Source organism: Deinococcus multiflagellatus, from assembly GCF_020166415.1.
Taxonomy (GTDB): domain Bacteria; phylum Deinococcota; class Deinococci; order Deinococcales; family Deinococcaceae; genus Deinococcus; species Deinococcus multiflagellatus.
Map to the genome: position 1 here is coordinate 1 of NZ_JAIQXV010000009.1, position 21,020 is coordinate 21,020.

General features: G+C 69.3%; 21 protein-coding genes and 1 tRNA gene. 5 read left to right on the plus strand and 17 right to left on the minus strand.

The window, feature by feature from the left end:
* Positions 1 to 306: 306 nt before the first annotated feature.
* From K7W41_RS11925 to rpsL, 4 genes are all read right to left on the minus strand, one after another.
* Positions 307 to 723: a hypothetical protein gene (locus K7W41_RS11925; RefSeq protein WP_224608620.1), complete on the minus strand. Its 417-nt coding sequence runs from the start codon at positions 721 to 723 to the stop codon at positions 307 to 309.
* 305 nt (positions 724 to 1,028) lie between these two features.
* Positions 1,029 to 3,122: an elongation factor G gene (fusA, locus tag K7W41_RS11930; protein WP_224608623.1), complete on the minus strand. Its 2,094-nt coding sequence runs from the start codon at positions 3,120 to 3,122 to the stop codon at positions 1,029 to 1,031.
* A 281-nt stretch (positions 3,123 to 3,403) separates the two neighbouring features.
* The gene (rpsG, locus tag K7W41_RS11935) at positions 3,404 to 3,874 is read right to left on the minus strand and encodes a 30S ribosomal protein S7 (protein WP_224608626.1); all 471 of its coding nucleotides are present in this window, start codon (positions 3,872 to 3,874) and stop codon (positions 3,404 to 3,406) included.
* 125 nt (positions 3,875 to 3,999) lie between these two features.
* On the minus strand, positions 4,000 to 4,404 hold the full coding sequence (gene rpsL, locus K7W41_RS11940) for a 30S ribosomal protein S12 (RefSeq protein WP_055363465.1): 405 nt from the start codon (positions 4,402 to 4,404) through the stop codon (positions 4,000 to 4,002).
* Positions 4,405 to 4,740: 336 nt separating this feature from the next.
* Between rpsL and K7W41_RS11945 the strand changes: the two genes are divergently transcribed.
* Positions 4,741 to 4,830, plus strand: a tRNA-Ser gene (locus K7W41_RS11945).
* Between the two features lie 69 nt (positions 4,831 to 4,899).
* On the opposite strand, the gene K7W41_RS11950 is transcribed toward K7W41_RS11945, so the two are convergent.
* Complete coding sequence (locus tag K7W41_RS11950; RefSeq protein ID WP_224608628.1) at positions 4,900 to 5,331, minus strand: hypothetical protein; 432 nt, start codon at positions 5,329 to 5,331, stop codon at positions 4,900 to 4,902.
* A gap of 317 nt (positions 5,332 to 5,648) precedes the next feature.
* On the opposite strand from K7W41_RS11950, the gene hflX reads away from it, so the two are divergent.
* Positions 5,649 to 7,358 carry a GTPase HflX gene (hflX, locus tag K7W41_RS11955; protein ID WP_224608631.1) on the plus strand — a complete coding sequence of 570 codons (1,710 nt, stop codon included), beginning with the start codon at positions 5,649 to 5,651 and terminating at the stop codon, positions 7,356 to 7,358.
* Between the two features lie 56 nt (positions 7,359 to 7,414).
* Complete coding sequence (locus K7W41_RS11960; RefSeq protein WP_224608634.1) at positions 7,415 to 8,398, plus strand: endonuclease/exonuclease/phosphatase family protein; 984 nt, start codon at positions 7,415 to 7,417, stop codon at positions 8,396 to 8,398.
* Here the strand turns inward: K7W41_RS11960 and K7W41_RS11965 are convergent.
* Together K7W41_RS11965 and K7W41_RS11970 are read right to left on the minus strand one after the other, a co-directional pair.
* On the minus strand, positions 8,331 to 8,897 hold the full coding sequence (locus tag K7W41_RS11965; protein WP_224608637.1) for an AAA family ATPase: 567 nt from the start codon (positions 8,895 to 8,897) through the stop codon (positions 8,331 to 8,333). The two genes, K7W41_RS11960 and K7W41_RS11965, sit on opposite strands and share 68 nt — an antisense overlap.
* Positions 8,898 to 9,081: 184 nt before the next feature.
* On the minus strand, positions 9,082 to 10,203 hold the full coding sequence (locus tag K7W41_RS11970) for a PQQ-dependent sugar dehydrogenase (protein WP_224608640.1): 1,122 nt from the start codon (positions 10,201 to 10,203) through the stop codon (positions 9,082 to 9,084).
* 254 nt (positions 10,204 to 10,457) lie between these two features.
* On the opposite strand from K7W41_RS11970, the gene K7W41_RS11975 reads away from it, so the two are divergent.
* Positions 10,458 to 10,664: a hypothetical protein gene (locus tag K7W41_RS11975; protein ID WP_224608643.1), complete on the plus strand. Its 207-nt coding sequence runs from the start codon at positions 10,458 to 10,460 to the stop codon at positions 10,662 to 10,664.
* A gap of 56 nt (positions 10,665 to 10,720) precedes the next feature.
* On the opposite strand, the gene K7W41_RS11980 is transcribed toward K7W41_RS11975, so the two are convergent.
* The 8 genes from K7W41_RS11980 to K7W41_RS12015 form a co-directional block, all read right to left on the minus strand.
* Positions 10,721 to 11,392, minus strand: a complete 672-nt coding sequence (locus K7W41_RS11980) for a M48 family metallopeptidase (RefSeq protein WP_224608646.1) — start codon at positions 11,390 to 11,392, stop codon at positions 10,721 to 10,723.
* Positions 11,393 to 11,466: 74 nt separating this feature from the next.
* Entirely contained in the window at positions 11,467 to 12,342 is an 876-nt protein-coding gene (gene ypfJ / locus K7W41_RS11985; RefSeq protein WP_224608649.1) for a KPN_02809 family neutral zinc metallopeptidase, read from the minus strand.
* Positions 12,343 to 12,611: 269 nt separating this feature from the next.
* Positions 12,612 to 12,902 carry a helix-turn-helix domain-containing protein gene (locus tag K7W41_RS11990; RefSeq protein WP_224608652.1) on the minus strand — a complete coding sequence of 97 codons (291 nt, stop codon included), beginning with the start codon at positions 12,900 to 12,902 and terminating at the stop codon, positions 12,612 to 12,614.
* Positions 12,903 to 12,927: 25 nt separating this feature from the next.
* Positions 12,928 to 15,150: a ferrous iron transport protein B gene (gene feoB, locus K7W41_RS11995; protein WP_224608655.1), complete on the minus strand. Its 2,223-nt coding sequence runs from the start codon at positions 15,148 to 15,150 to the stop codon at positions 12,928 to 12,930.
* Positions 15,147 to 15,377, minus strand: a complete 231-nt coding sequence (locus K7W41_RS12000; protein ID WP_224608658.1) for a FeoA family protein — start codon at positions 15,375 to 15,377, stop codon at positions 15,147 to 15,149. Before K7W41_RS12000 ends, feoB begins: the two co-directional genes overlap by 4 nt.
* Positions 15,378 to 15,650: 273 nt before the next feature.
* Complete coding sequence (locus K7W41_RS12005; RefSeq protein WP_224608661.1) at positions 15,651 to 16,103, minus strand: hypothetical protein; 453 nt, start codon at positions 16,101 to 16,103, stop codon at positions 15,651 to 15,653.
* Between the two features lie 42 nt (positions 16,104 to 16,145).
* Positions 16,146 to 16,478 carry a hypothetical protein gene (locus K7W41_RS12010; RefSeq protein WP_224608665.1) on the minus strand — a complete coding sequence of 111 codons (333 nt, stop codon included), beginning with the start codon at positions 16,476 to 16,478 and terminating at the stop codon, positions 16,146 to 16,148.
* A 206-nt stretch (positions 16,479 to 16,684) separates the two neighbouring features.
* Positions 16,685 to 17,680, minus strand: a complete 996-nt coding sequence (locus K7W41_RS12015) for a ribose-phosphate diphosphokinase (protein WP_224608668.1) — start codon at positions 17,678 to 17,680, stop codon at positions 16,685 to 16,687.
* A gap of 214 nt (positions 17,681 to 17,894) precedes the next feature.
* Here K7W41_RS12015 and K7W41_RS12020 point away from each other — a divergent pair, with 214 nt between their 5' ends.
* Positions 17,895 to 19,325, plus strand: a complete 1,431-nt coding sequence (locus K7W41_RS12020; RefSeq protein ID WP_224608671.1) for a phytoene desaturase family protein — start codon at positions 17,895 to 17,897, stop codon at positions 19,323 to 19,325.
* Positions 19,326 to 19,353: 28 nt separating this feature from the next.
* Here K7W41_RS12020 and K7W41_RS12025 read toward each other — a convergent pair whose 3' ends face one another.
* A complete protein-coding gene (locus K7W41_RS12025; protein ID WP_224608674.1) occupies positions 19,354 to 19,692 on the minus strand; it encodes a hypothetical protein in 339 nt (112 codons plus the stop codon).
* 170 nt (positions 19,693 to 19,862) lie between these two features.
* Positions 19,863 to 20,984, minus strand: a complete 1,122-nt coding sequence (gene dnaJ, locus K7W41_RS12030) for a molecular chaperone DnaJ (RefSeq protein WP_224608677.1) — start codon at positions 20,982 to 20,984, stop codon at positions 19,863 to 19,865.
* Between the last annotated feature and the right edge of the window lie 36 nt (positions 20,985 to 21,020).

Here is a 21,020-nt window from a genome sequence, read left to right on the forward strand (position 1 = left end):
TCTTTACTCCCTCCAAGCGGTGGACCCACGCAAAACCGCCCTTTGATCGGGCTCCCCCCGCGCATGCCGCAGGGTTCTGGTGGCGCGTGACGCCCACATTGGGTTGAATCTCGCCAGGGCGGTGTCCCGCTCCTCTGGCACGCTGCGCTGTGATCCGGGGGTCTGGGGTCTCCGGTGGGTTAAGCCGGTCTCAAGACGCCTCGGGGCCTCACGGCGCACCGAAGAAGCAGAGTACATGATCTGGCCCATTCCGACAAGAGGCGGGGCCCGGCCATTTGGCCGGGCCCTGTCTGCGCGCGCCTGGGTTCAGCGCTGGGTATAGGCCACCACCTCGCGGTCAAAGGCCCCAATCAACATGACGATCCCCAGCAGCGTGCCCAGCGGAAAAATAAGCAGGCTCAGCACCGCGATGATCAGGCTGGACACCCGGCCCCAGGCGCGGCCTTCGAGCACCGCGCGGCGGGTGTAATACAGCAGCAAAATCTCCAGGGCCGTCAGTGCAAAGGAGATCCACAGGGTTGCGGGAATCAGGGACGCCGGCAGCGCGTCGGCTGGCAGCCCCATCTGGGCTTGCAGCTCGGGGAGCATCTCCTGAACCCGTGGCCCCAGGAAAGGCAGCGCCAGCAGCGAGATGGCGGCATACAGCAGAGAAATCAAGAGGGGCACCGTCAGGAAACTCAGGCGCTTGGGAACAGGGCCGGGGGCAGGTGAAGACGCAGTCATCTTCTCCAGAGTAGCGCGGCGTGCCCCTTGCGCCCCCCTGCCTGATCCGAATTCCGGATAATCCGGTGCGTCCACGCCTCTCCGCCCCCGGTGTTCCTCCTCTGCTGCGCCCCTCTGCGCGTCCCTTCGGTCGGGTCAACCCGTTGTTCTAAAACGAATGAACCGGAAGCCTTATGAGCCCTCTTGACCTTCGCTCTCCACGACCGGCCCCTGGCCCGAAAATCAGCAAGACGCGGCCGCCTACTCAGCACCCCCAAGCAAAAAAGCGCCCCCGGAGGAGGCGCCCTTTGTCAGCCTTACGGCCCTTACTTCTTCATCAGCTGCTGGGCGATGTTGTTCGGTACCTGGCTGTAGTGGTCGAAGAACATGGAGTAGCTGGCGCGGCCCTGGGTCATGGAGCGCATATCGGTGGCGTAGCCGAACATTTCGCTGAGCGGCACGAAGGCCTTCACGATCTGCGCGTTGCCACGGGCTTCCATGCCCTGAATCTGGCCACGGCGGCTGTTCAGGTCACCGATGATGTCGCCCATGTAGTCCTCGGGCACGGTCACCTCAACGCGCATGATGGGCTCCAGCAGGGCGGGGGCGCCCTTCTGCACGGCTTCCTTCAGCGCCATGGAGCCGGCAATCTTGAACGCCATTTCCGAGGAGTCCACTTCGTGGTAGCTGCCGTCGTAAATGGTGACCTTCATGTCCACCACGGGGAAGCCCAACATGGGGCCGCTCTGCATGGCTTCTTCGATGCCCTTCTGGGCGGGGCCCACGTATTCACGGGGCACGGTGCCGCCCACGATGGCGTTCTCGAACACGAAGCCGGCGCCGGGTTCCAGGGGCTCGGCCTTGATCTTGACGTGGCCGAACTGACCGCGACCACCGGACTGACGCACGAACTTGCCTTCGACGTCCACGGCGCGGGTGATGGTTTCACGGAAGGCCACCTGGGGCGCGCCCACGTTGGCTTCCACCTTGTACTCGCGCTTCAGGCGGTCCACCAGGATTTCCAGGTGCAGCTCGCCCATGCCGGCAATCGTGGTCTGGCCGGACTCCTGGTCGGTTTCCACCTTGAAGGTGGGGTCTTCTTCGGCCAGCTTCTGCAGGCCCACGCCCATCTTTTCCTGGTCGGCCTTGGTCTTGGGCTCGATGGCCAGCTTGATCACCGGCTCGGGCACGTCGATGCTTTCCAGCAGCACCTTGTTGTCGCCGTCGCCGATCAGGGTGTTGCCGGTGCCCGCGTCTTTCAGGCCGATTACGGCGCCCAGTTCGCCGGCCTTCAGTTCGGTGACTTCCTCGCGGCTGTTGGCGTGCATCTTCAGCAGACGGCCCACGCGCTCGCGCTTGTCCTTGGAGGCGTTGTACACGTAGCTGCCGGACTGCAGGGTGCCCGAGTAGATACGCACGAAGGTCAGGCGGCCCACGTAGGGGTCAGCCATGATCTTGAACGCCAGCGCGGCCAGCTTGCCTTCGGGGTCGGCGGGGAACTCGGTGGTGTCCTCGCTGTCCTCGATCTTGCCCTTGATGGCGGGCACTTCCAGGGGGCTGGGCAGGTAGTCCACCACAGCGTCGAGCAGCAGCTGCACGCCCTTGTTCTTCAGGGCGCTGCCGCACAGCACGGGGAAGATCTTCTTCTCGATGGTGCCCTTGCGCAGCGCGGCGACCAACTGCTCCACGCTGGGCTCCTCGCCTTCGAGGTACATCATCATCAGGTCTTCGTCGACTTCGGCGGCGGCTTCAATCAGGGCCGCGCGCATTTCCGTCACCTTGTCGGCGTATTCGGCGGGCACGTCATGCTCCTGGATCTCGGTGCCCAGGTCGTTGGTGTAGGTGTAGGCGCGCTGGCGCACGATGTCGATGATGCCCTTGAACTCGCTCTCCTGGCCCATGGGGTACTGCACGGGGGCCGGGATGGCGCCGAGGCGCTCGCGGATGTCGTTCAGCACCAGTTCAAAGCTGGCGCCGGTCTTGTCCATCTTGTTGGAAAAGGCGATGCGGGGCACGCCGTACCGGTCGGCCTGACGCCACACGGTTTCCGACTGGGGCTCCACGCCCTGGCTGGAGTCGAACACCGCCACCGCGCCGTCGAGCACACGCATGGAGCGCTCCACTTCGATGGTGAAGTCCACGTGGCCGGGAGTGTCGATGATGTTCACGACGTATTCCTGCTCGGTGCCGCTGCGGGTCCACTTGGCGGTGGTGGCGGCGGCGGTGATGGTGATGCCGCGCTCGCGCTCCTGCTCCATCCAGTCCATGGTGGCGGCGCCGTCGTGCACTTCGCCGATGTTGTGGGTGCGCCCGGTGTAGTACAGGATGCGCTCGGTGGTGGTGGTCTTGCCGGCGTCAATGTGCGCGGCAATCCCGATATTGCGGAAGTGGGTCAGATAGCTCTGGGCTTTGGTGGTCATAAGACTCCCTGATTCTGTGGGGTGACGTGTCTCGTCACCGTCAGTTCGGCACGGTGGGCCGGTCTGGGGGCTGGTCTTCCCGCGCGCTGTTCACGCGAGTTGGACGGCAGGGGGCGCCTACCGTCCGGTTCAAGCGGCTCGCCGCGTTCCTCGGGCCGCACAGTTCATTCCACTCCGCATCAATCGGAAAAGCGCCGCTTGCTGCTCCACTGCACGAACTGTGCGTTTGTCCCTTCTCGCTGCGCTCGGGTCTCGGGGCCAAGCGGCCCCTCAACCGTGGATTACCAGCGGTAGTGCGCGTAGGCGCGGTTGGCTTCCGCCATGCGCTCCACGTCGTCTTTCTTCTTGATGGCGCCGCCACGGCCCTGCGCGGCGTCCATGATCTCGCCGGCCAGGCGCTCCACGGCGGTGCGCTCGGGGCGGCTGTCCACGGCGCTGATCATCCAGCGCAGGGTCAGGCTCTGCTTGCGGCGCTCGGTGGGCTCCACGGGCACCTGGTAGGTGCTGCCACCCACGCGGCGGCTGCGCACTTCAACGCGGGGTTTGACGTTGTCGTAGGCCTGCTTGAAGATCTTCAGGGACTCCTGACCGGTGCGCTCCTGAACGAGCTTCATAGCGCCGTAGAAAATGCGGCTGGCGAGGTTTTTCTTTCCATCGCGCATGATGCGGTTGATCATCGCGCTCACCAGCACGTCCTGGTAGACCAGGTCCGGCTGGATGACGCGCACTTCAGCTTGGCGGCGACGTGCCATGGTTGACTCCCTTGAGGCTCAGCCCAGACCCAGCTGGGCGAGCGGCGCGCACTTCAGGCGCGAATAACGTGCTTCATTGGCATCACCCCTTGGGGTGAAGGCGGGCGGGGGGAAAGCCCCTGGCCTTACTTCTTCTTCGCGCCCGCAGCGGCAGCGCCGGCCTTGGGCTTCTTGGTGCCGTACTTGGAACGGCTCTTGTTGCGGTCTTTGACGCCCTGGGTGTCCAGGCTGCCGCGCACGATGTGGTAGCGCACACCGGGGAGGTCCTTCACACGGCCGCCGCGAATAAGCACCACGCTGTGCTCCTGCAGGTTGTGGCCTTCACCGGGGATGTACGCGGTGACTTCGAAGGCGCTGGACAGACGAACGCGGGCAATCTTGCGCAGCGCCGAGTTCGGCTTCTTGGGGGTGGTGGTCTTCACGACCGTGCACACGCCACGGCGGAAGGGGCTGCCCTTGAGGGCCGGAACCTTGCTCTTCTTCTGGATCGTCTTGCGACCCTTACGGAGCAGTTGCTGGGTGGTAGGCAGGGGAAATCACTCCTAGCTGGGGTAAGCAGATGCTTGTGGAGAGGGCGGATGGCCGCGCCACGCGGACGGGCTCGGCGCTGGGTTGGCAGGTGAACGGCTTGAGGTGATCGCGCACCGCGCCTGGGCCGCTGCGCCCATAGCAGGGCAGCGCCGGCGGTGGCCGGCCGAAAAACCCCCCTGGTGCAACCCGGAACCGGGGCAGTTTTCAACCTTTGCAGCATACGCTTTCCCCGGCAAGCGGTGCAAGGGGCGTGGGCGCGTCGGGGCCGGCACCGCCCCTCTGTGCAGGGTGAGGAGGGCTGTGCTACACTCCCCTCTGCCCGTTCTTTCCCGTGCGGAGAGGTGCCAGAGTGGTTGAATGGGTCGGTCTCGAAAACCGAAGTAGTCGCAAGGCTACCGTGGGTTCGAATCCCACCCTCTTCGCCAACGCAGCCCCCAGGTTCCAGCCTGGGGGCGCTGCATTTGGGGTGGGTCCGGGGCTGGCTGTGAGGGCGTTCAGCGTGACACGGGCCACGCCGCCAGCACCGCCGCTTCGCGCGCTGCACGAAGCACTGCGCCGTGGGCGTCCCGGAGTGCCTCGCCTTTCAGTGGGAGATACAGGGCGTCGTACAGGGCCTGCCCAGCGCGGGCCAGGGCTACCAGCTCGGCGCGCCACGCGGCGGGGTCGGCAGGGAACCAGGTCTGGGGGTCGGCGTCATCCTGGAGTAGGGCATACGGGTCGGCCAGATGCGCGGCGGCCAGTTCCAAGTGTTGCCGCAGCGCCAGCACCCGCCGGGCCAGGGCGGGCTGGGCCTGCACCGCCGCCAAGTCCAGGGCATGCACCGTCCGTAGCAGGCCCAGTTCACCGGGGGCGCTGAACAGGCCCGAGAAGCCGTCCGGGCCATAGAGCACTTCCCGCAAGGTGTCACGCAACAGGTCGGCCGTCATCTTCGGTTCACGGTACGCCACTCAGCAGATGCGGGTTGCGTGTCCCCTCCCCTACCCTGAAGCCACGATGATCCTGACGATCAAGATTTTCCTGTAATCGCACACGTTCTGCAGCGGCCCCCACGGTAAAATGGGGCTAATGCTGAACCCTGTGCCCACCCCGGCGCCGCGCCCCTTCGTGCGGCGGCCCGGCGCGGGCACGGGTGCGACCTCCCGGGCTTTTGAGCTGTGGCTCGCCCCGTCACCCTCTCTGTCTGGCCCTGGGCTCTGCGCCCTGGCCGGACCTCCCTGTAAGGAAGTGACCCACCATAGATAAAGTGCATGGCAACCTGTCTGGCCTGCGTCCTGCGCAACTCAAAGCCCTGGGCAACCTGTACCGCCGCCGCATTGAGCCGGGCCGCATTGGCTCGCCGGAACTGGCGCGCAACCTCGCTGAACTGTCGCATGACGTGCGACGCGAAGTGGGCGTGCTGATTGACCGCCGGGGCCGCGTGATTTCCGTGAGCGTGGCTGACGCCAAGGGCACCGAATTCCCGGACCTGCGTCTGGGCGAAAACCGGCTGGCGGGCTTTCACCTGCTGCACACCCACCCGCGCGGCGGGGCCCTGAGCAAAGGCGACCTGTCCACGCTGTTCCTGAAGCGCCTGGATGCCGTGAGCGCCATTGAGGTGCGCCAGGAGGGTCAGCCTGGGCTGGTGCACACCGCCCACCTGACCCCGCCCGGCACTGTGGGCGAGGAAGAAGACTGGCGCATTCTGCCACCCGTCCCCGCGTTCCAGATTGATGAATTCGACCTGGGGGCCCAGGTGAGCGCCCTGGAAGAGGAAATTGCGCGTACGGCCCGCACCCGCGAGGCCAAGAAAGACCACGAGCGCGCCATTCTGGTGCAGATTGACCAGGGCGAATTTGACGCCGAGGAGCGTCTGGACGAACTGGCCGAGCTGGCCCGCACCGCCGGCGCCGAGGTGGTGCACCGCGAGCTGGTGTACCGCCGTCACCTGAAGGCGGGAACGCTGGTGGGCGCGGGCAAGCTGGAAGAACTGACCAGCAAGGCCTACCACCTGGACGCCGACCTGCTGATTTTCGGGCAGGAACTGGGGCCGGCCCAGGCGCGCGAGATCGAGGCCGCCACGGGCCTGAAGATCATTGACCGCACGCAGCTGATTCTGGACATCTTCGCGCTGCACGCGCAAGGGGTGGAATCGCGGCTGCAGGTGGAACTGGCGCAGCTGCGCTACATGAAGCCGCGCCTGCTGGGCGCCGGGGCGCAGCTCTCGCGCATCGGGGGCAGTGGGGGCAGTGCGGCGGGCGGGGCCATCGGCACGCGCGGGCCCGGGGAAACGAAGCTGGAGCTGGACCGCCGCCGCATCAACGACCGCCTGAGCTTTCTGGAAAAGCAACTTGAAGGCGTGTCCGCGCGGCGCGAGGAACGGCGCAAGCAGCGCGCCCGCAACGATGTGCCCGTGGTCTCGATTGTGGGCTACACCAACGCGGGCAAGTCCACGCTCCTGAACGCCTTTACGCATGCCGCCGAGGAACCCCGGCGCGTGCTGGCCGAGAACAAACTGTTTGCTACCCTGCGGCCCACCAGCCGCCAGGGGTTCCTGGAGGGCATTGGCCCGGTGGTGCTGACCGACACGGTGGGCTTCATCCGTGACCTGCCCAAGGACCTGACCCGGGCCTTCCGCGCCACCCTGGAAGAAATTGGCGACGCCGACGTGCTGCTGCATGTGGTGGACGCCGCCAGCCCCGGGGCCGACACCCGCCTGGACGCCGTGAACCGCATTCTGGAAGAGTTGGGCTTCCGGGACATGCCCACCGTGATCGCGCTGAACAAGGCCGACGCCGCCGAGCCAGACGCCCTGGCCCGTGAAGTGGAGCGCACGGGCGGCATTCCGGTGAGCGCCCTGCGCAACCTGGGGCTGAGTGAACTGAAAGAGGCCCTGGCCGACGCGGTGGCGCAGGTGCAGCGCCAGCAACTGGCCGCGCGCGAAGAGGCCCGGGAGCTGGCGGCGCAGTACCGCTGAGCCACCATTCCTGCGGGGGGACGTGTCTGTTCACACGTCCCCTCGCCTTCTTTTGTGTGACGCGGCGCCGCCTGGGCGCGTGCCAGAGTGCGCGGGTGAGATTGGCATGGGTGTATCTGGCCCTGGTGGCGGTGGGTTGGCTGCTGGGCGACGTGGTGGGCGAGCGCACGGTGCCCACCCTGCTGCTGGCCTACGCGCCGCCGCTGCTGTGGCTGCTGCCGGCGCCCTTGGTGCTGGGCGCCGCACTGTGGCGGCGCCGGGGGCGACGCGCCGCGCTGGCGGGCACCCTGCTGGCGCTCTGGGGCGCGGGGCTGCTGCACTGGACCCCGCAGCGGGACGGCGAACTGCGCGTGGCGACCTACAACGTGCTGCGCGGTGACCGGGTGGGCCCGGTGCGGTTGGGGCAGGCGCTGCGGACCCTGAACGCCGACGTGATTCTGCTGCAGGAGAGCAACTTTCGCCGCCCTGGAGCGCGGGAGGCGCTGGCCGCCGCCCTCCCCGGCTACCGCGTGGTGCACGCCGCCGAGGTGACCACCCTGACCCGCCTGCCCCTGCTGGACGTGCGCCGGGTGCCGCTGCCCCGCCACCGCCGCGAGGTGCTGATCACGCGCCTGCGCTGGCAGGGCCGCCCGCTGACGGTGGTGAACGCCCACCTGGGGACCGTGCAGGTGGTGGACGCCCTGGCCGGCGACTGGGCCTCCCTGCACCGCACCCGCGCCGCCCGCGACGAGCAGGTGCGGGTGCTCAGTGACCTTGCGGCGCAGACCCAGGGGCCGGTGCTGCTGGGCGGCGACCTGAACACGCCCCCGCGCGGCCGGCTGTGGCGGCAGCTGCGGGCGGCCTACGGCTCGGACGCCCACGACCACGCCGGGCGCGGCCCCGGCTGGACCTTTCCGGCCCTGCGGGTGCGCATTGACCATGTGCTCAGCCCAGACCTGCGCCCGGCCCGCAGCCGCGTGCTGCCCTGGACCTTCAGCGACCACCGCCCGCTACTGACGGAGTGGCAGGCTGCACCCCAGTCAAAGGCCGCTGCGCCGTAAGCCACCCCTGGGCCTGGGCGGGGGTGCGCAGGCGAATCAGCTGCAGGTGGGGATGCGCCGCGACCAGCGCCAGGGTTTCGCCCCGCCGCCGCCAGTGGGTACGGATGGCCCAGCGCACCGGGCCTTCGGCACTCAGGGCGCCGCGCAGCGTTTCGCGGTTGCCGTTCCACAGTTCTTCCTGGGTGAGCACCCGCCGGACCGTGCGCCGCAGCACCCGGCCAAACACTATGTGGGCCGGGTAGTCCAGCCACACGATGGTGTCGGCCCGCGCCCAGCCGATGTCGCGCGCGCGGCTGTAGTTGCCGTCCATCACCCAGGCCGAGGCGGCCGTGAACGCCGCCACCTGGGCCCGGAACTGTGCCAGCGGCGCCTCCTGCCAGCCCGCAAGATGGTTCCAGGCGTCCTGCTCGCCGTGCGGGACCCCCAGCCGGGCCGCGAGGTGCCGCGCCAGGGTGGTCTTGCCGCTGCCGGAGGTGCCAATCACGATGATGCGCTGCATAGGGGCAGGAGAGCAAAGGGGATGGGGGAATGGCATCGGCCAGGTGGCGGAGGGAAGGGAGTCGAGGGGTCAGAGGGTTGAGGGGTCGAGAAGGGACGCTGGTCCAACCACCTGGGCCGACACCCAGACACGGTTCAACTTGGTTCCCCTCCCCTCGACGGCTCGACCCCTCGACCCTCCTCCCCTACCCCCCCCGCGTCAGCTTCAGAATCCGCCCGCTGCTGTACTCCGCCACATACAGTTCGCCGCGCTCGTCCTCGCCGAAGGTGCTGGGGCCGCTCACCCGGCCCAGGACGCTCTTGGTCCAATTGCGGCCAGTCATGCGCGCGGCCCACACCGTGCCCGAGGCGAAATCGGCAAACACGTACTGCCCCTTCAGGGCCGGAATGGCGCTGCCCCGGTACACGTAGCCGCCGGTCACGCTCTGCCCTTCCTGACGGCCGTAGACCAGCACCGGCTCCACGTAAGAGCCGGCCCGGCAACTCTCCTCGAAGCACTGCCGGCCCTCGCGCACCCGCCAGCCGTAGTTTTCGCCGCCCTTGCTGCTACGCGGCTGCCAGTCAATTTCCTCAAAGGCGTTCTGGCCCACGTCGGCAATGATCAGGTCGCCCGTCTGGCGGTCAAAGGAAAACCGCCAGGGGTTGCGCAGGCCATACGCCCAGATGTTGGGATTGACGCCCTGGCGGTTCAGAAAGGGATTGCCCGGGGCCGGCTTCGCGTCGGCGCCGCGCACGTCAAAGCGCAGAATCTTGCCCAGGGGCGAGGCCAGATTCTGCCCGTGGTTCTGGGGATCGCCGCCCGAGCCGCCGTCGCCCAGCCCCAGGTACAGAAAGCCGTCCGGGCCAAAGGCCAGCTGGCCGCCGTTGTGGTTGGGGTACGGCTGCTGAGCCGTAAACAGGGTCTTGGCGCTGCCGGGGTCGGCCCGGCGCCCGTCGGCCGTGGCGATGTAGCGGGCCAGCACGGTATCGCCATTGCGGTCGGTGTAATGCACGAACAGGCGCCGGTTGGTCTTGTAGGCCGGATCAAAGGCCAGCCCCAGCAGGCCGCGCTCGCCCCCCGCCCGGGTCAGGGCGCGCAGGTCCAGAAACAGTTCCCCGCTGACTTTGCCGCCCTGCACCACCCGGATGCGCCCGTCCTGCTGCGCGGCGAACAGCCGCCCCGAACCGTCCCCGGCGTGGGTGATGGCCGTGACCTGATTCAGGCCACTGAGAAAAGGCCGGAAGGCGACCTGGGGGGCCTGGGCCGAGGCGGGGCCCAGCGCGGCAGAGGCCAGGAGGGCGGCGGTCAGGGCAGGCAGGTGCGGCATGCTTCAGTGTGCCTGGGCGCGCGGCGCCCCCGCTGCAGGGCGGCGTGAAGGCGCCTTCACGGGTTTCACCCCTGCCGGCCCGTGGCCGCTGCCCAGACTGGATGTCCCTCTGATCCGCACGGCCTAGGGAACAGCCTGTTCCCGGCGGCGCGCGTGCCGTTCAGGGGACGATGCCCAGAGCGCCGGGTCCGCCTGCTTGCCTCTCCGGCGCGGCAGCATGACCCGGCCACAACCTGCCCCCCAGGAGGTGCTCCATGACTGGTCCCTATGACCGCCCACCCGCCCCGGCCACCGAACCCACCAACACCCCCGGCCCCGTGCCCGAGCAGATGCCCGGCCAGGGCGGCACCGGCCCCATCAGCGACCCGCCCGCCAACCCCGACACCCCGGGGATGCCCGAACCCAACCCGCCCATGAACCCGGATACACCGGGCCTGCCGGAACCGATGCCGGCGATGTAAAACCTGAGCCCCAGGGCTATGTCCCCCCGGAACCACAGCGGCCACCCCCCTCGCTTTCAGAGGGTGTGGCCGTTTGTCCTTAGCCAGTCGCGGTGCGTGGGCCACTCCGGCATGAGGCGGGTGACGTGGGCCCAGTAGCGCGGCGAATGGTTGAGTTCCAGCAGGTGCGCGGCTTCGTGCAGGGCCACGTAACGCAGCACCGGCAGCGGCGCGCGGCTGAGTTTCCAGTGCAAGCGGATGTCCCCGGCCGCCGTGCAACTGCCCCAGCGCGAGCGGGTATTGCTGACAGCCACCCGGCCCAGGCGGCCAGCGGCGCCCAGCCCAGCCGCGTAATCGGCCACCAGCGCCCGGTAAGGTTCGGCGCAGGCCCGGCGGGTCCAGCGTTCCAGGGCGGCCTGGGGGTCATGGTCAGGCAGGTGCAGGTTGTCGCCCACCCGCTGCGCCGTGCGGCGGGCGGGGTCCAGCACCAGCGTCAGCGTGTCGCCCAGAAAAGGCAGGGGCTGGCCGTGGTGCGCCGCCGGGCGCTCTGGGGGACGGGCGGCGTACCCGGCCAGATGCCCAGCCACCCACTCGCGCCGGGCCTCCAGAATGGCCTGCAACTGCGCAGTGCTGACCCGCAGCGGGGCGTAGAGGGTCACGGCCCCGGGCTTGACCTGCAGCGCCACGGTGCGCCGCCGCCGGCTGCGCTTGACCGTAACGGGCACCCCCGCGACTTCCCACCCCGACATCGCCCTGCAGAAGACCGCAAAAGCCGGGCCGGTGCATGAGATGCGCCCTCCGGCCCGGCCCTCTGCACTGGTGCTTACAGCTGGTTGTAGGCCACGCTAAAGGTGTCGCAGTCGTTGGGGTTGCCGCTGCGCAGGCCCGTCATGAACCACTTCACGCGCTGCTGGCTGGAGCCGTGGGTAAAGGCGTCCGGCACCACGTAGCCCTGCGACTGGCGCTGCAGGTTGTCGTCGCCAATCGCCTCGGCGGTGCGCACGGCTTCCTGCACGTCGGCCTGGGTGATGTTGGTCTGCTGGCGGGTGCGGTTGCCCCACACCCCGGCAAAGCAGTCGGCCTGCAGTTCCAGGCGCACGCCGTAGCTGTTGGCCTCGGCCTCGGTGCGGGCGCTGCGCTGGCGGCGCTCCACCTGATCGGCAATGCCCAGTTCGTTCTGCACGTGGTGCCCGACCTCATGGGCGATCACGTAGGCGTAGGCAAAGTCGCCGCCGCCCCCCAGACGCTGCTGCATGGTGGCAAAGAAGCTGGTGTCCAGGTAGACGCTGTTGTCCACCGGGCAGTAAAAGGGGCCCACGGCGCTGTTGGCCTGCCCGCAGCCGCTGCTGGTGCCGCGGCGGTACAGCACCAGGGGCGGCTTGGTGTAGGTGCGCCCCGCTTCCTGAAACACCTGGCCCCACACCTGATTGGTGCTGCCCAGAATGCGGTCCACGAACTGGTATTCCTCGTCGTTGGCACTGGGCGCCGCGCCCGGCTGGCTCTGGCCCGACTGGGTCTGCGGCGCCCCTTTCTGGCCGCCGCCCAGGATGGCCCCTGGGTCCACCCCAAAGAACATGGCGATCAGGGCGATAATCAGGCCGCCCACGCCGCCCACCGCAATGCCGCCGCCGGGCAGACCACCGCCACCCCGCCGATCATCAATGCCGCCGCCACTGCCCGGCAAATTTTTCCAGTCCATAGGCGTCTCCTTGCAGGGCCAGCCGCCGCCCCAGGGGGCGTGACCAGCACCAGAACAGACCCCATTGTAGAAAGTGGCGTGCTGGTCGCGTCTGATCAGACCTTTAGCGCACTTTCCGGAAACGTTGACCCAGCCCGCAGGGGGAAGGGGGGCAGAGCGGCTGAGCCCTGTCCGTGTGCACAGTGTTCAGGGCACCAGAGAAAACGCGCCCCCTTTGCGGAAGGCGCGCTGTGCTGTTGAGGAGGTCCCCCGCCTGGACGGTTCCCCGGTCAGGTGGGCCTGCGCTGCTGCAGGTAGGCCTCGCCCCGGGGCGTCAGGCGCAGCAGGTGCAGGGCGGGATCGGTCTGGTCGGCGTTGCGGCACATGCTTTTCAGCGAGCAGGGCCCGCAGGCGCAGCTTCCTTCCTGCGGGACGGCGTCCTGCACGTAGCCGCCCTGGCGCAGGGTGCGCAGCATGCCGCCCAGGGCGTCGGCCGTGCTGCCCAGCAGGCGGGCCAGTTCGTCCGGGGTGCGGGGCTGCGCCGCGATGGTGTGCAGAATGGTCGCCAGTGGCAGGCTCATGCCCGGCCCCCTTCAGCCGCAGCCTTCACAGCCACAGCCGCGCCAGCTGGTAGGTGAGGAACGCCGCCGCCCAGGCGCTGAGCAGCTGGTAGGCCACGGTGCCCCAGGCCACGCGGCGCCCGTGTTCCTGTGCCAGCGCGCCCACTGTGGCAATGCAGGGCGTGTACAGCAGCACGAACACCAGGTAGGCCAGAGCCCCGGCGGGCGTAAAGGCGTGGGCCAGCGCGGCGGCCAGAGGGGTTTGCAGGCTGGCGCCCGCGTCGGCGTTCAGGCTGGGCAGGGCCAGCACCGTGGGCAGCGCCGAAACGCTGGCCACCACGGCGTCCCAGGTACCCCGCACGGCCTCGCCCAGCCCGGCCAGTAGGCCCAGCGGGGTGGGGGCGGCGGCCTGTTCGCCCAGGTAAATCTGCCCCAGGGTGCCCACCACCACTTCCTTGGCGATAAAGCCCGGCACCAGCGCGCCCGCCGCCTGCCAGTCGCCAAAGCCCAGCGGCGCAAACAGCGGCGACACCCAGTCGCTCACCCGGCCGAACAGGCTGTCCTGCGGCGCCACCGAGGCAAAGGCCGCGCCGCCCACCGCCGGCACCGCCAGCAGCAGCCACACCGCTGCCACCGTGGCCATCACCGTGGTGCGTGCCCGGCGCGCGAAGCTGGCGGTGCGGCGCCACGCGTGTTTCCAGAGCACCGCGCCCGTGGGAAAGCGGTACGGGGGCAACTCCAGCAGCACGCCGCTGCCCTCGGCCGGCAGGGCGGTGCGGCGCAGCACCCACGCCGAGACAAATGCCACCGCCATCCCCAGCACGTACAGCGCCCACACCAGCACGCTGGCGCGGCGCGGAAACAGCGCGGCGGCAAACACCACGTACACCGGCAGGCGCGCCGAACAGCTCATGAACGGCAGCACCATGCTCACCAGCAGGCGGTCGCTGCGCCGCTCCAGGGTGCGGGTGGCGTACACCGCCGGCACATTGCAGCCAAAGCCCAGAATCAGGGGAATAAAGGCCCGGCCGTCCAGGCCCAGGCCGCGCATGGCCCGGTCCATCAGGAAGGCGGCGCGCGCCATGTAGCCGCTGTCTTCCAGAAAACTCATGGCGAGGTACAGCACGAGCAGGGTGGGCAGGAAGCTGAGCACCGTGCCCACACCCGGAATAATGGCGCCCGTCACCAGGTCGCGGCCCAGGGGAAACCACGCCAGCGCGGCCGTCGCCCAGCCAGTCACGGTGGTTTGCAGCGGCCCGCCGATCAGGTCCACAAAGGGCGCGGCCACGCTGAAGGTGAGACGGAAGACCAGCAGCACCAGCAGCAGAAACAGCGGCACGCCCAGCCAGGGGTGCAGCGCCAGCGTGTCCAGGCGCTCGGTGAGGGTGCGCCGGGCCTGGGCCTGCGGCGCGGCGGCGCGGGCAATGTCGCCGGCCAGGGCGTAGCGGGCCTCGGCAATCTCGATCAGGGGGTCGGCGCCCTGGGCGGCCAGATCGGCCAGCACCTCGTCGGCGGCGTGCAGCAGCGGCGCGTGTCCGGTGGCGTGCAGGCGCCCGCGCACGCTGGGATCGCCCTCCAGCAGGGCCAGGGCCAGCGCGCGGTGGGCATGGGGCGGCAGGGTATCAAGCGGCGCCATCTCGGCGCGCAGGGCCGCCACCGCCGCCTCAATGGCCTCGGGGTAGCGCACGCTGGTGCCCAGGGTGGCACGTTCCAGGGCCACGTCCACCAGGGTGCCGGTGCCCTGGGCGCGGCTGGCCACGGTTTCCACCACCGGCACCCCCAGCAGCCGGGCCAGCGCGGCGGCGTCCACCTGCACGCCCTTGCCGCGCGCTTCGTCCACCAGATTCAGCGCCACCGCCACCGGCAGGTGGTAATCCATCAGCTGCAGCGTCAGGTACAGGTTGCGCTCCAGATTGCCGGCGTCCAGCACGTTCAGCACGGCGTCGGGGGCCTCATCGAGCAGCGCGGCGCGCGTGATGATCTCTTCGGGCGTGTGCGGGCTGAGCGAGTAGGCGCCGGGCAGGTCCAGCAGATGCACGGTGCGCCCGGCCCGCTGAAACCGCGCTTCACGCTTTTCCACCGTCACGCCGCTCCAGTTGCCCACCTTCAGGTGGGTGCCCGCCACGGCGTTGACCAGGGTGGTCTTGCCCACGTTGGGGTTGCCCACCACCACCACGCGCGGTTCGTGGGCCGCCTGCAACCGGGCCAGGGTGGCGGCGCAGGCGGCGGCGTCGGGCACCAGGGTCTGGGGGCTCAGGGCAGCGCTCACGCCCGCACCTGGATCAGGCGCAGGTCGGCGGCGCGCAGGGCCAGCAGGGCGCCGCCCAGCCGCAGCTGCACCGGATCACCCATCGGCGCGCGGCGAATCACGGTCACCGGCGCGCCGCGCACAAAGCCCAGTTCGGTCAGGCGGCGGCGCAGGGGGTGGGCGCTGTCCACCGACACGATATGGGCGCTGTCGCCCGGGCGCAGGGTATCGAGGGACACATCCGGCATATTCCTGAGTATATCTATCGGAATTCTAAACACAAGGGAGGCATGGGGGGTGGGGTAGAGCGATGTGACGGTGTGCCGCAGACCACCTCATGCCGCCCCCCAATCGTTCGGGTGTGGACGGGGGCATGGCCCTGGCTGTCTCCGACCATGTCGGCTCGTTTTCCGCTGCACCCTCAGGGCCACCAGTGCCGCTCTGCGTGTCGGCCCCCGACCCGGCGAGCTCTCGACCCAGGAACGCCCCTTGGCCCTCTAAGTCCCCCTCTCTGCTCTCCCCTAGCCGGGGCGGCGCCAGAGGGCCCCGGCCAGCAGGCCCAGCGCCGCGCCCAGCAGCAGTCCCGCTGGCAACCCTGCCGAGGCGCGCGCCTTGAGGTCGCCGGGAAGCAGCGCGCCCAGCAGGCGGTCCAGGCCCAGCCCGGCCAGCAGCAGCAGCCCCACCAGGGCCGCCCCCAACCCCAGAGCCACCAGTTCCCGGCCCGGCGAGGCCCCACCCACCACCAGCGCCCGGGGCAGACCCGCCACCGCCGCGCCCATCAGGCCCACGGCCAGATACACCAGCCCGAAGCTGCGACTGAAGCTGTCGCCGGTCAGCACCATCAGGGCCGTGACCAGCGCCAGCCCGCCGCCAAAGCCGGCCAGGGCCAGCGCCAGCGGGCCGCGCACCATCATCATGCCCAGAGCCAGCGCCCCTGCGGCGCCGCCCCCCAACAGCCAGCCCAGTGCCGTCATAGGGTCAGTTGTACCTCAACCGGAAGAGGAGCGCGCCCTCCTTCAGTCGGAGGAAGAGCCAACGAAATACAGGTGGGCAGGGCGTCCCGCCTCGTGGGCCACCACGTACAGGCTCTCACCCCGGCCCAGGGCGTCTATCAGCTCGTCGCAGGCCTGAATCTGCTCCAGCGTGGGGGCCGTGGTGCCAAACAGCGCCACAAGTTCTTCGTGGCCGAGCTGTTTCATGCCCCAGTCCTCCGGGTGGGCGGCCAGACCCGGCACCTCCAGAATGGGGCGGGTGCCGTCGGCGTCTGCCGCTTCTCTCGCTTCCTCGATGTTGGCGTGCCCGGCTCCGGGTGCGGGCGAAGCCGCCGTGACCGGAAAGTCAGGGAACATAATGACGGGGGAATACCGGCCCGCCTCAAACTCCCGCTCCTTCAACCGCTGCACCACGGCCGCTCCATCCGCTTCATAGAGTTCGATGTACTGACGACCCAGACGCCAGATCGCACGGGAAAAGCGCGGCGGTGACCGCTGGCCTTTCGCCAAAGACGAAACGGACAGGAGGTCTGTTTCCCCTGTCCATCCCGCTCCCTCGCCCCTTAGCTGAACAGGGTGCTCACGCTGGCGCCGGTGTGAATGTTGGTGATCGCGTTGGCGAACAGCGGCGCCACGTCCAGCACCGCGAGGCGGCCGTTGGACGCTTCGATCTTGCTGTCCGGCACCAGCACCGTGTTCGTGCTGGCCACCTGGGTCACATTCAGGCCCGCGATGCGCTGAATGGCCGGGCCGGTGTACACCCCGTGCGTGACCGCCACGTACACGTCCTTGGCGCCCATGCTGCGGGCAATGTTCACCGTTTCCACGAGGCTGCCCGCCGTGCTGATCTCGTCGTCCACAATGAACACCGTCTTGCCTTCCACGTCCCCGATCAGGGCGCGGGGCCGGACCTCGGTGTCAGACAGGCGCTCTTTGTCAATCATGGCGAGGCCCGAATCCAGGCGGCGGGCAATCTGCGAGGCGCGCTTGATGCTGCCCGCGTCGGGGGCCAGCACCACGCCGTTGTGGGCCTCCGGCACCGACTTCTTGAAGTGCTGCGCCAGCACCACATCGGCCGAGAGGTGGTCCACCGGCACCTTGAAAAAGCCGTGCACCTGCGGGGCGTGCAGGGTCATGGTGAGAATGCGGTCGGCGCCCGCTTCCTGCAGCAGATCGGCGATCAGGCGCCCGGCAATGGAGATGCGGGGGCTGTCTTTCTTGTCGCTGCGCGCGTAGGAGTAGTAGGGAATGACGGCCGTGACCCGCCCGGCACTGGCGCTCTTGGCCGCGTCGATCATCAGCATCAGTTCCATGATCGAGTCGCTGACCGGCGTGGAGAAGCTCTGCACGATAAACACGTCGCCTTCACGCAGGGATTCCTCGTAATGCACGATGATGTTGTCGTTACTGAACTTCTCGGTGGTGCTTTCGCCCAGCGGCACCCCCAGGTGGTCGCAGATGGCCTGGGCCAGCGGGCGGTTACTCTGCCCGGCGAAGACCAGCAGGGGCGAGCGGCGACTTTGCAGCAGGGCGGACGGAGCGCGGTGGGGGGCGGACAAGGGCAGATCCTCCAGAGGCAAGGGGCGAAAAAACTGGGGCTTTTCGGGGCGGGCCCTGGGTGCAGGGCCGCCAGCCGACCGCTGAGCAGCATACCTGCCCCAGTACGGGGGTGTCATGGCGCGCAGGCGTGCCCCGGCCGGGAACAGGGGCCGGCGCGCCCCATGAATGTCTGCCCAACAGGGACAGCCCCCCGAACCCGGTAGGCTGGGCCCCATGACCCTGGACGCCGTGATCGTGGGGGCCGGGCCCAATGGGCTCTCGGCGGCCATTACGCTGGCGCGCGCTGGCCTGCGCGTGCAGGTGCTCGAAACGCATGACCGCGTGGGCGGCGGCCTGCAAAGCCGCGCGCTGACCCTACCGGGCTTCGTGCATGATTACGGCTCGGCCATTCACCCGCTGGCGGTGGCCAGCCCGGCCTTCCGGCAGTGGCCGCTGCATGCCTTTGGCCTGCGCTGGGTGCACCCAGACGCCCCGGTGGCCCACCCCCTGCCCGAAGGTGCGGCGCTGCTGGAGCGCGACCTGCACGCCACCGCCGAACGTCTAGGCCCGGACGGACGGGGCTGGGTGCGCCTGTTTGCGCCGCTGGTCCGCGAGCACGAGGCGCTGCTGGAAGACATTCTGCGGCCCCTGCCCCGGGTGCCACGCCACCCGCTGCTGCTGGCGCGCTTTGGCCTGCGCGGCCTGCCCAGCGCGGCGTGGATCGCCCAGACGCAGTTCCGCACCCCACAAGCCCGCGCGCTGTGGGCCGGGCTGGCGGCGCACACCACACTGCCACTGAGCACCCCAGGCACCGCCGCCATGACGCTGGTGCTGGGGCTGCTGGCCCACGCGGTAGGCTGGCCCTTTCCGGCCGGGGGCGCGCAGGCCCTGGCCGACGCCCTGGCCGCCTATCTGCGCCACCTGGGCGGCGAGGTGCTCACGGGCGTCACCGTGCGCGGCCCCGCTGACCTGCCCCCGGCCCGGGTGACCCTGGTGGACAGCAGCCCCCGCGTGCTGCTGGACGTGCTGGGCGAGCGCGCCCCCGCCCGCTACCGCGCGGCCCTGGAAGGCTTCCGCTACGGTCCCGGTATTCAGAAATTCGACTACGCGCTTTCGGGGCCGGTGCCCTGGGCCGACCCCCAGGTGGCGCGCGCGGCCACCGTGCATGTGGGAGGCCCGGCGGCCGATATCGCGGCGGCCGAGGCGGTGGTCGCCCTGCGCATTCCGGCGCGGCCCTATGTGCTGACGGCGCAGCACACCCTCTTTGACCCCAGCCGCGCGCCCGCCGGGCAGCACACCTTCTGGGCCTATACCCACATTCCCAACGGCAGCGCCGGGGACGCGCAGGCGGTGGTGGAAGCCCAGCTTGAACGCTTTGCTCCTGGCTTTGGCGGGCGCGTGCTGGCCTGCACCCGCACCACGGCGGCGCAGCTGCAGGCGTTCAGCCCGGTGTTTCAGGGTGGGGATGTGAACGGCGGGCGCGGCGACCTGTGGGGCCTGCTGGCCCGCCCGGTCCTGAGCCCCACGCCCTACCGCACGCCCGTGAAAGGGGTCTACCTGTGCTCCAGCGCCACCCCGCCCGGGGGCGGGATTCACGGCATGGCCGGGCACCACGCGGCGCTGGCGGCCCTGAAGGATGAGTTCGGCCTTCAAGAGGTGCCGTGATGGACCACAGGTTCAGGGTGAGTGGCCCTTAACGCCGCCGCCGGGTGGTCTTCTTGAGCGTGCCGGGCTCATTCAGCCCAACGGTGGCGAGGGTATTGATCCGCCCAGCCGTGAAGGTCACGTTGGCGTCACTGGCCGGGGAAATCTTCCACTGGGAGACCGCGTGGCTGGCCGTGGCCGACAGCTGCTCACCGGGTGCCCCAATGGGCCGCTGCACTTCGATCAGGCGCATGCCGGTGCGCAGCCGCTGGGCGTCACCGGAGGTCAAGACATCGGGCAGGCCCCCAACGCGGCGCAGGGGGCCTAATCCGGATGATCCGTTCCAGCCCCGGCGCTTCCCTTCGGTGCGTTCACGCCTCTCCGTCACCGTTTTTCCTTTTCTGCTGCGCCGCTCTCCGAGCCCTTCCGGTCGGGTCTCCCAGTTGTTCCACAACGGATGAACCGGAATCCTTACGACGGGTTGCAGTTCATCCCGACTCCCCGGAACCGGCAGAGGCGCACGGCGTTCTGCCGCGCGCCTCTGGCTTATGGGGTGGGTTATTCGCCCCGGAAGATCTTGCCCACCTTGCCCAGGAAACCCTCGTGCTTCTCGTTCACCTCGTCGCCCACCGCGCGGGCATAGGCCAGCAAGGCTTCGCGGGCCTCGGGGCTGAGCTGGCTGGGTTTGGGGACCACCACGTCGTATTCCACAATCAGGTCGCCGGTGCCCGCACCCTGCAGACGGGGCATCCCCTGACCGCGCAGGCGGTGCAGTTCGCCGTGCTGGGTGCCGGCCTTGACCTCCACGGGCACCGGGCCGTCCAGGGTGGGCACGGTGATCTGCCCGCCCAGCGCCGCCTTGGCAAAGCCGATTTTGGCCGTGTGAATCAGGTGCTCCTGCTCGCGGCGCAGCTCCGGGTGGCGCTCCATTTCGATGTGCACGTACAGGTCGCCGTTGCCACCGGGGCCCTCGTTGCCCATGCCGCTCACGCGGATGCGGTAGCCCTCGTCAATGCCCCGGGGCAGCTTCACGCTGACCGTTTCTTCTTTCAGGGTGCGGCCCCGGCCCTTACAGACCGTGCAGGGGTCCTGAATGGTCTGGCCCTCGCCCCGGCAGGTGGGACAGGGCTGCTGGGTTTCCACCACACCGAAAATGGTGCGGGCCTGCGCGCGCACGGCGCCCACCCCGCCGCAGGTGGCGCAGGACACGGGGGCCCGGCCCCCGGGCTCGGTGCGGCTGCCGTGGCAGTGCTCGCAGCTGGTCAGGCGGTCCACCGTGACCTGAATTTCCTCGCCGGCGCGGGCCTGGGCCAGCGTAACGTGGGCCTCGGTCTCCAAGTCGTCGCCGCGGGCGGGGCCCCGGCGCCCCCGGCCCCCCACCGCCCCGCCAAACAGCTGCTCGAAAATGTCCATGGGGTCAAAGCCGGCCCCGCCCATGCCGCCGAAGGGATCGCCGCCGGGCATCCCGGCCCCCGGCGCGCTGCCAAAGCGGTCGTAGTGCGCGCGCTTTTCGGCGTCGCTGAGCACCGCGTACGCCTCGTTGATCTGCGCGAACTTCTCGGCGGCCCCGGCTTCCTTGTTGCGGTCCGGGTGGTATTTCAGGGCCAGTTTGCGGTAAGCGGACTTGATCTCATCGGCGCTCGCGCTTCGCGCCACGCCCAGCAGTTCGTAGTAATCCATGGCTCGTGTCTCGCCGGGCACCGCTGCCGCTGGGCA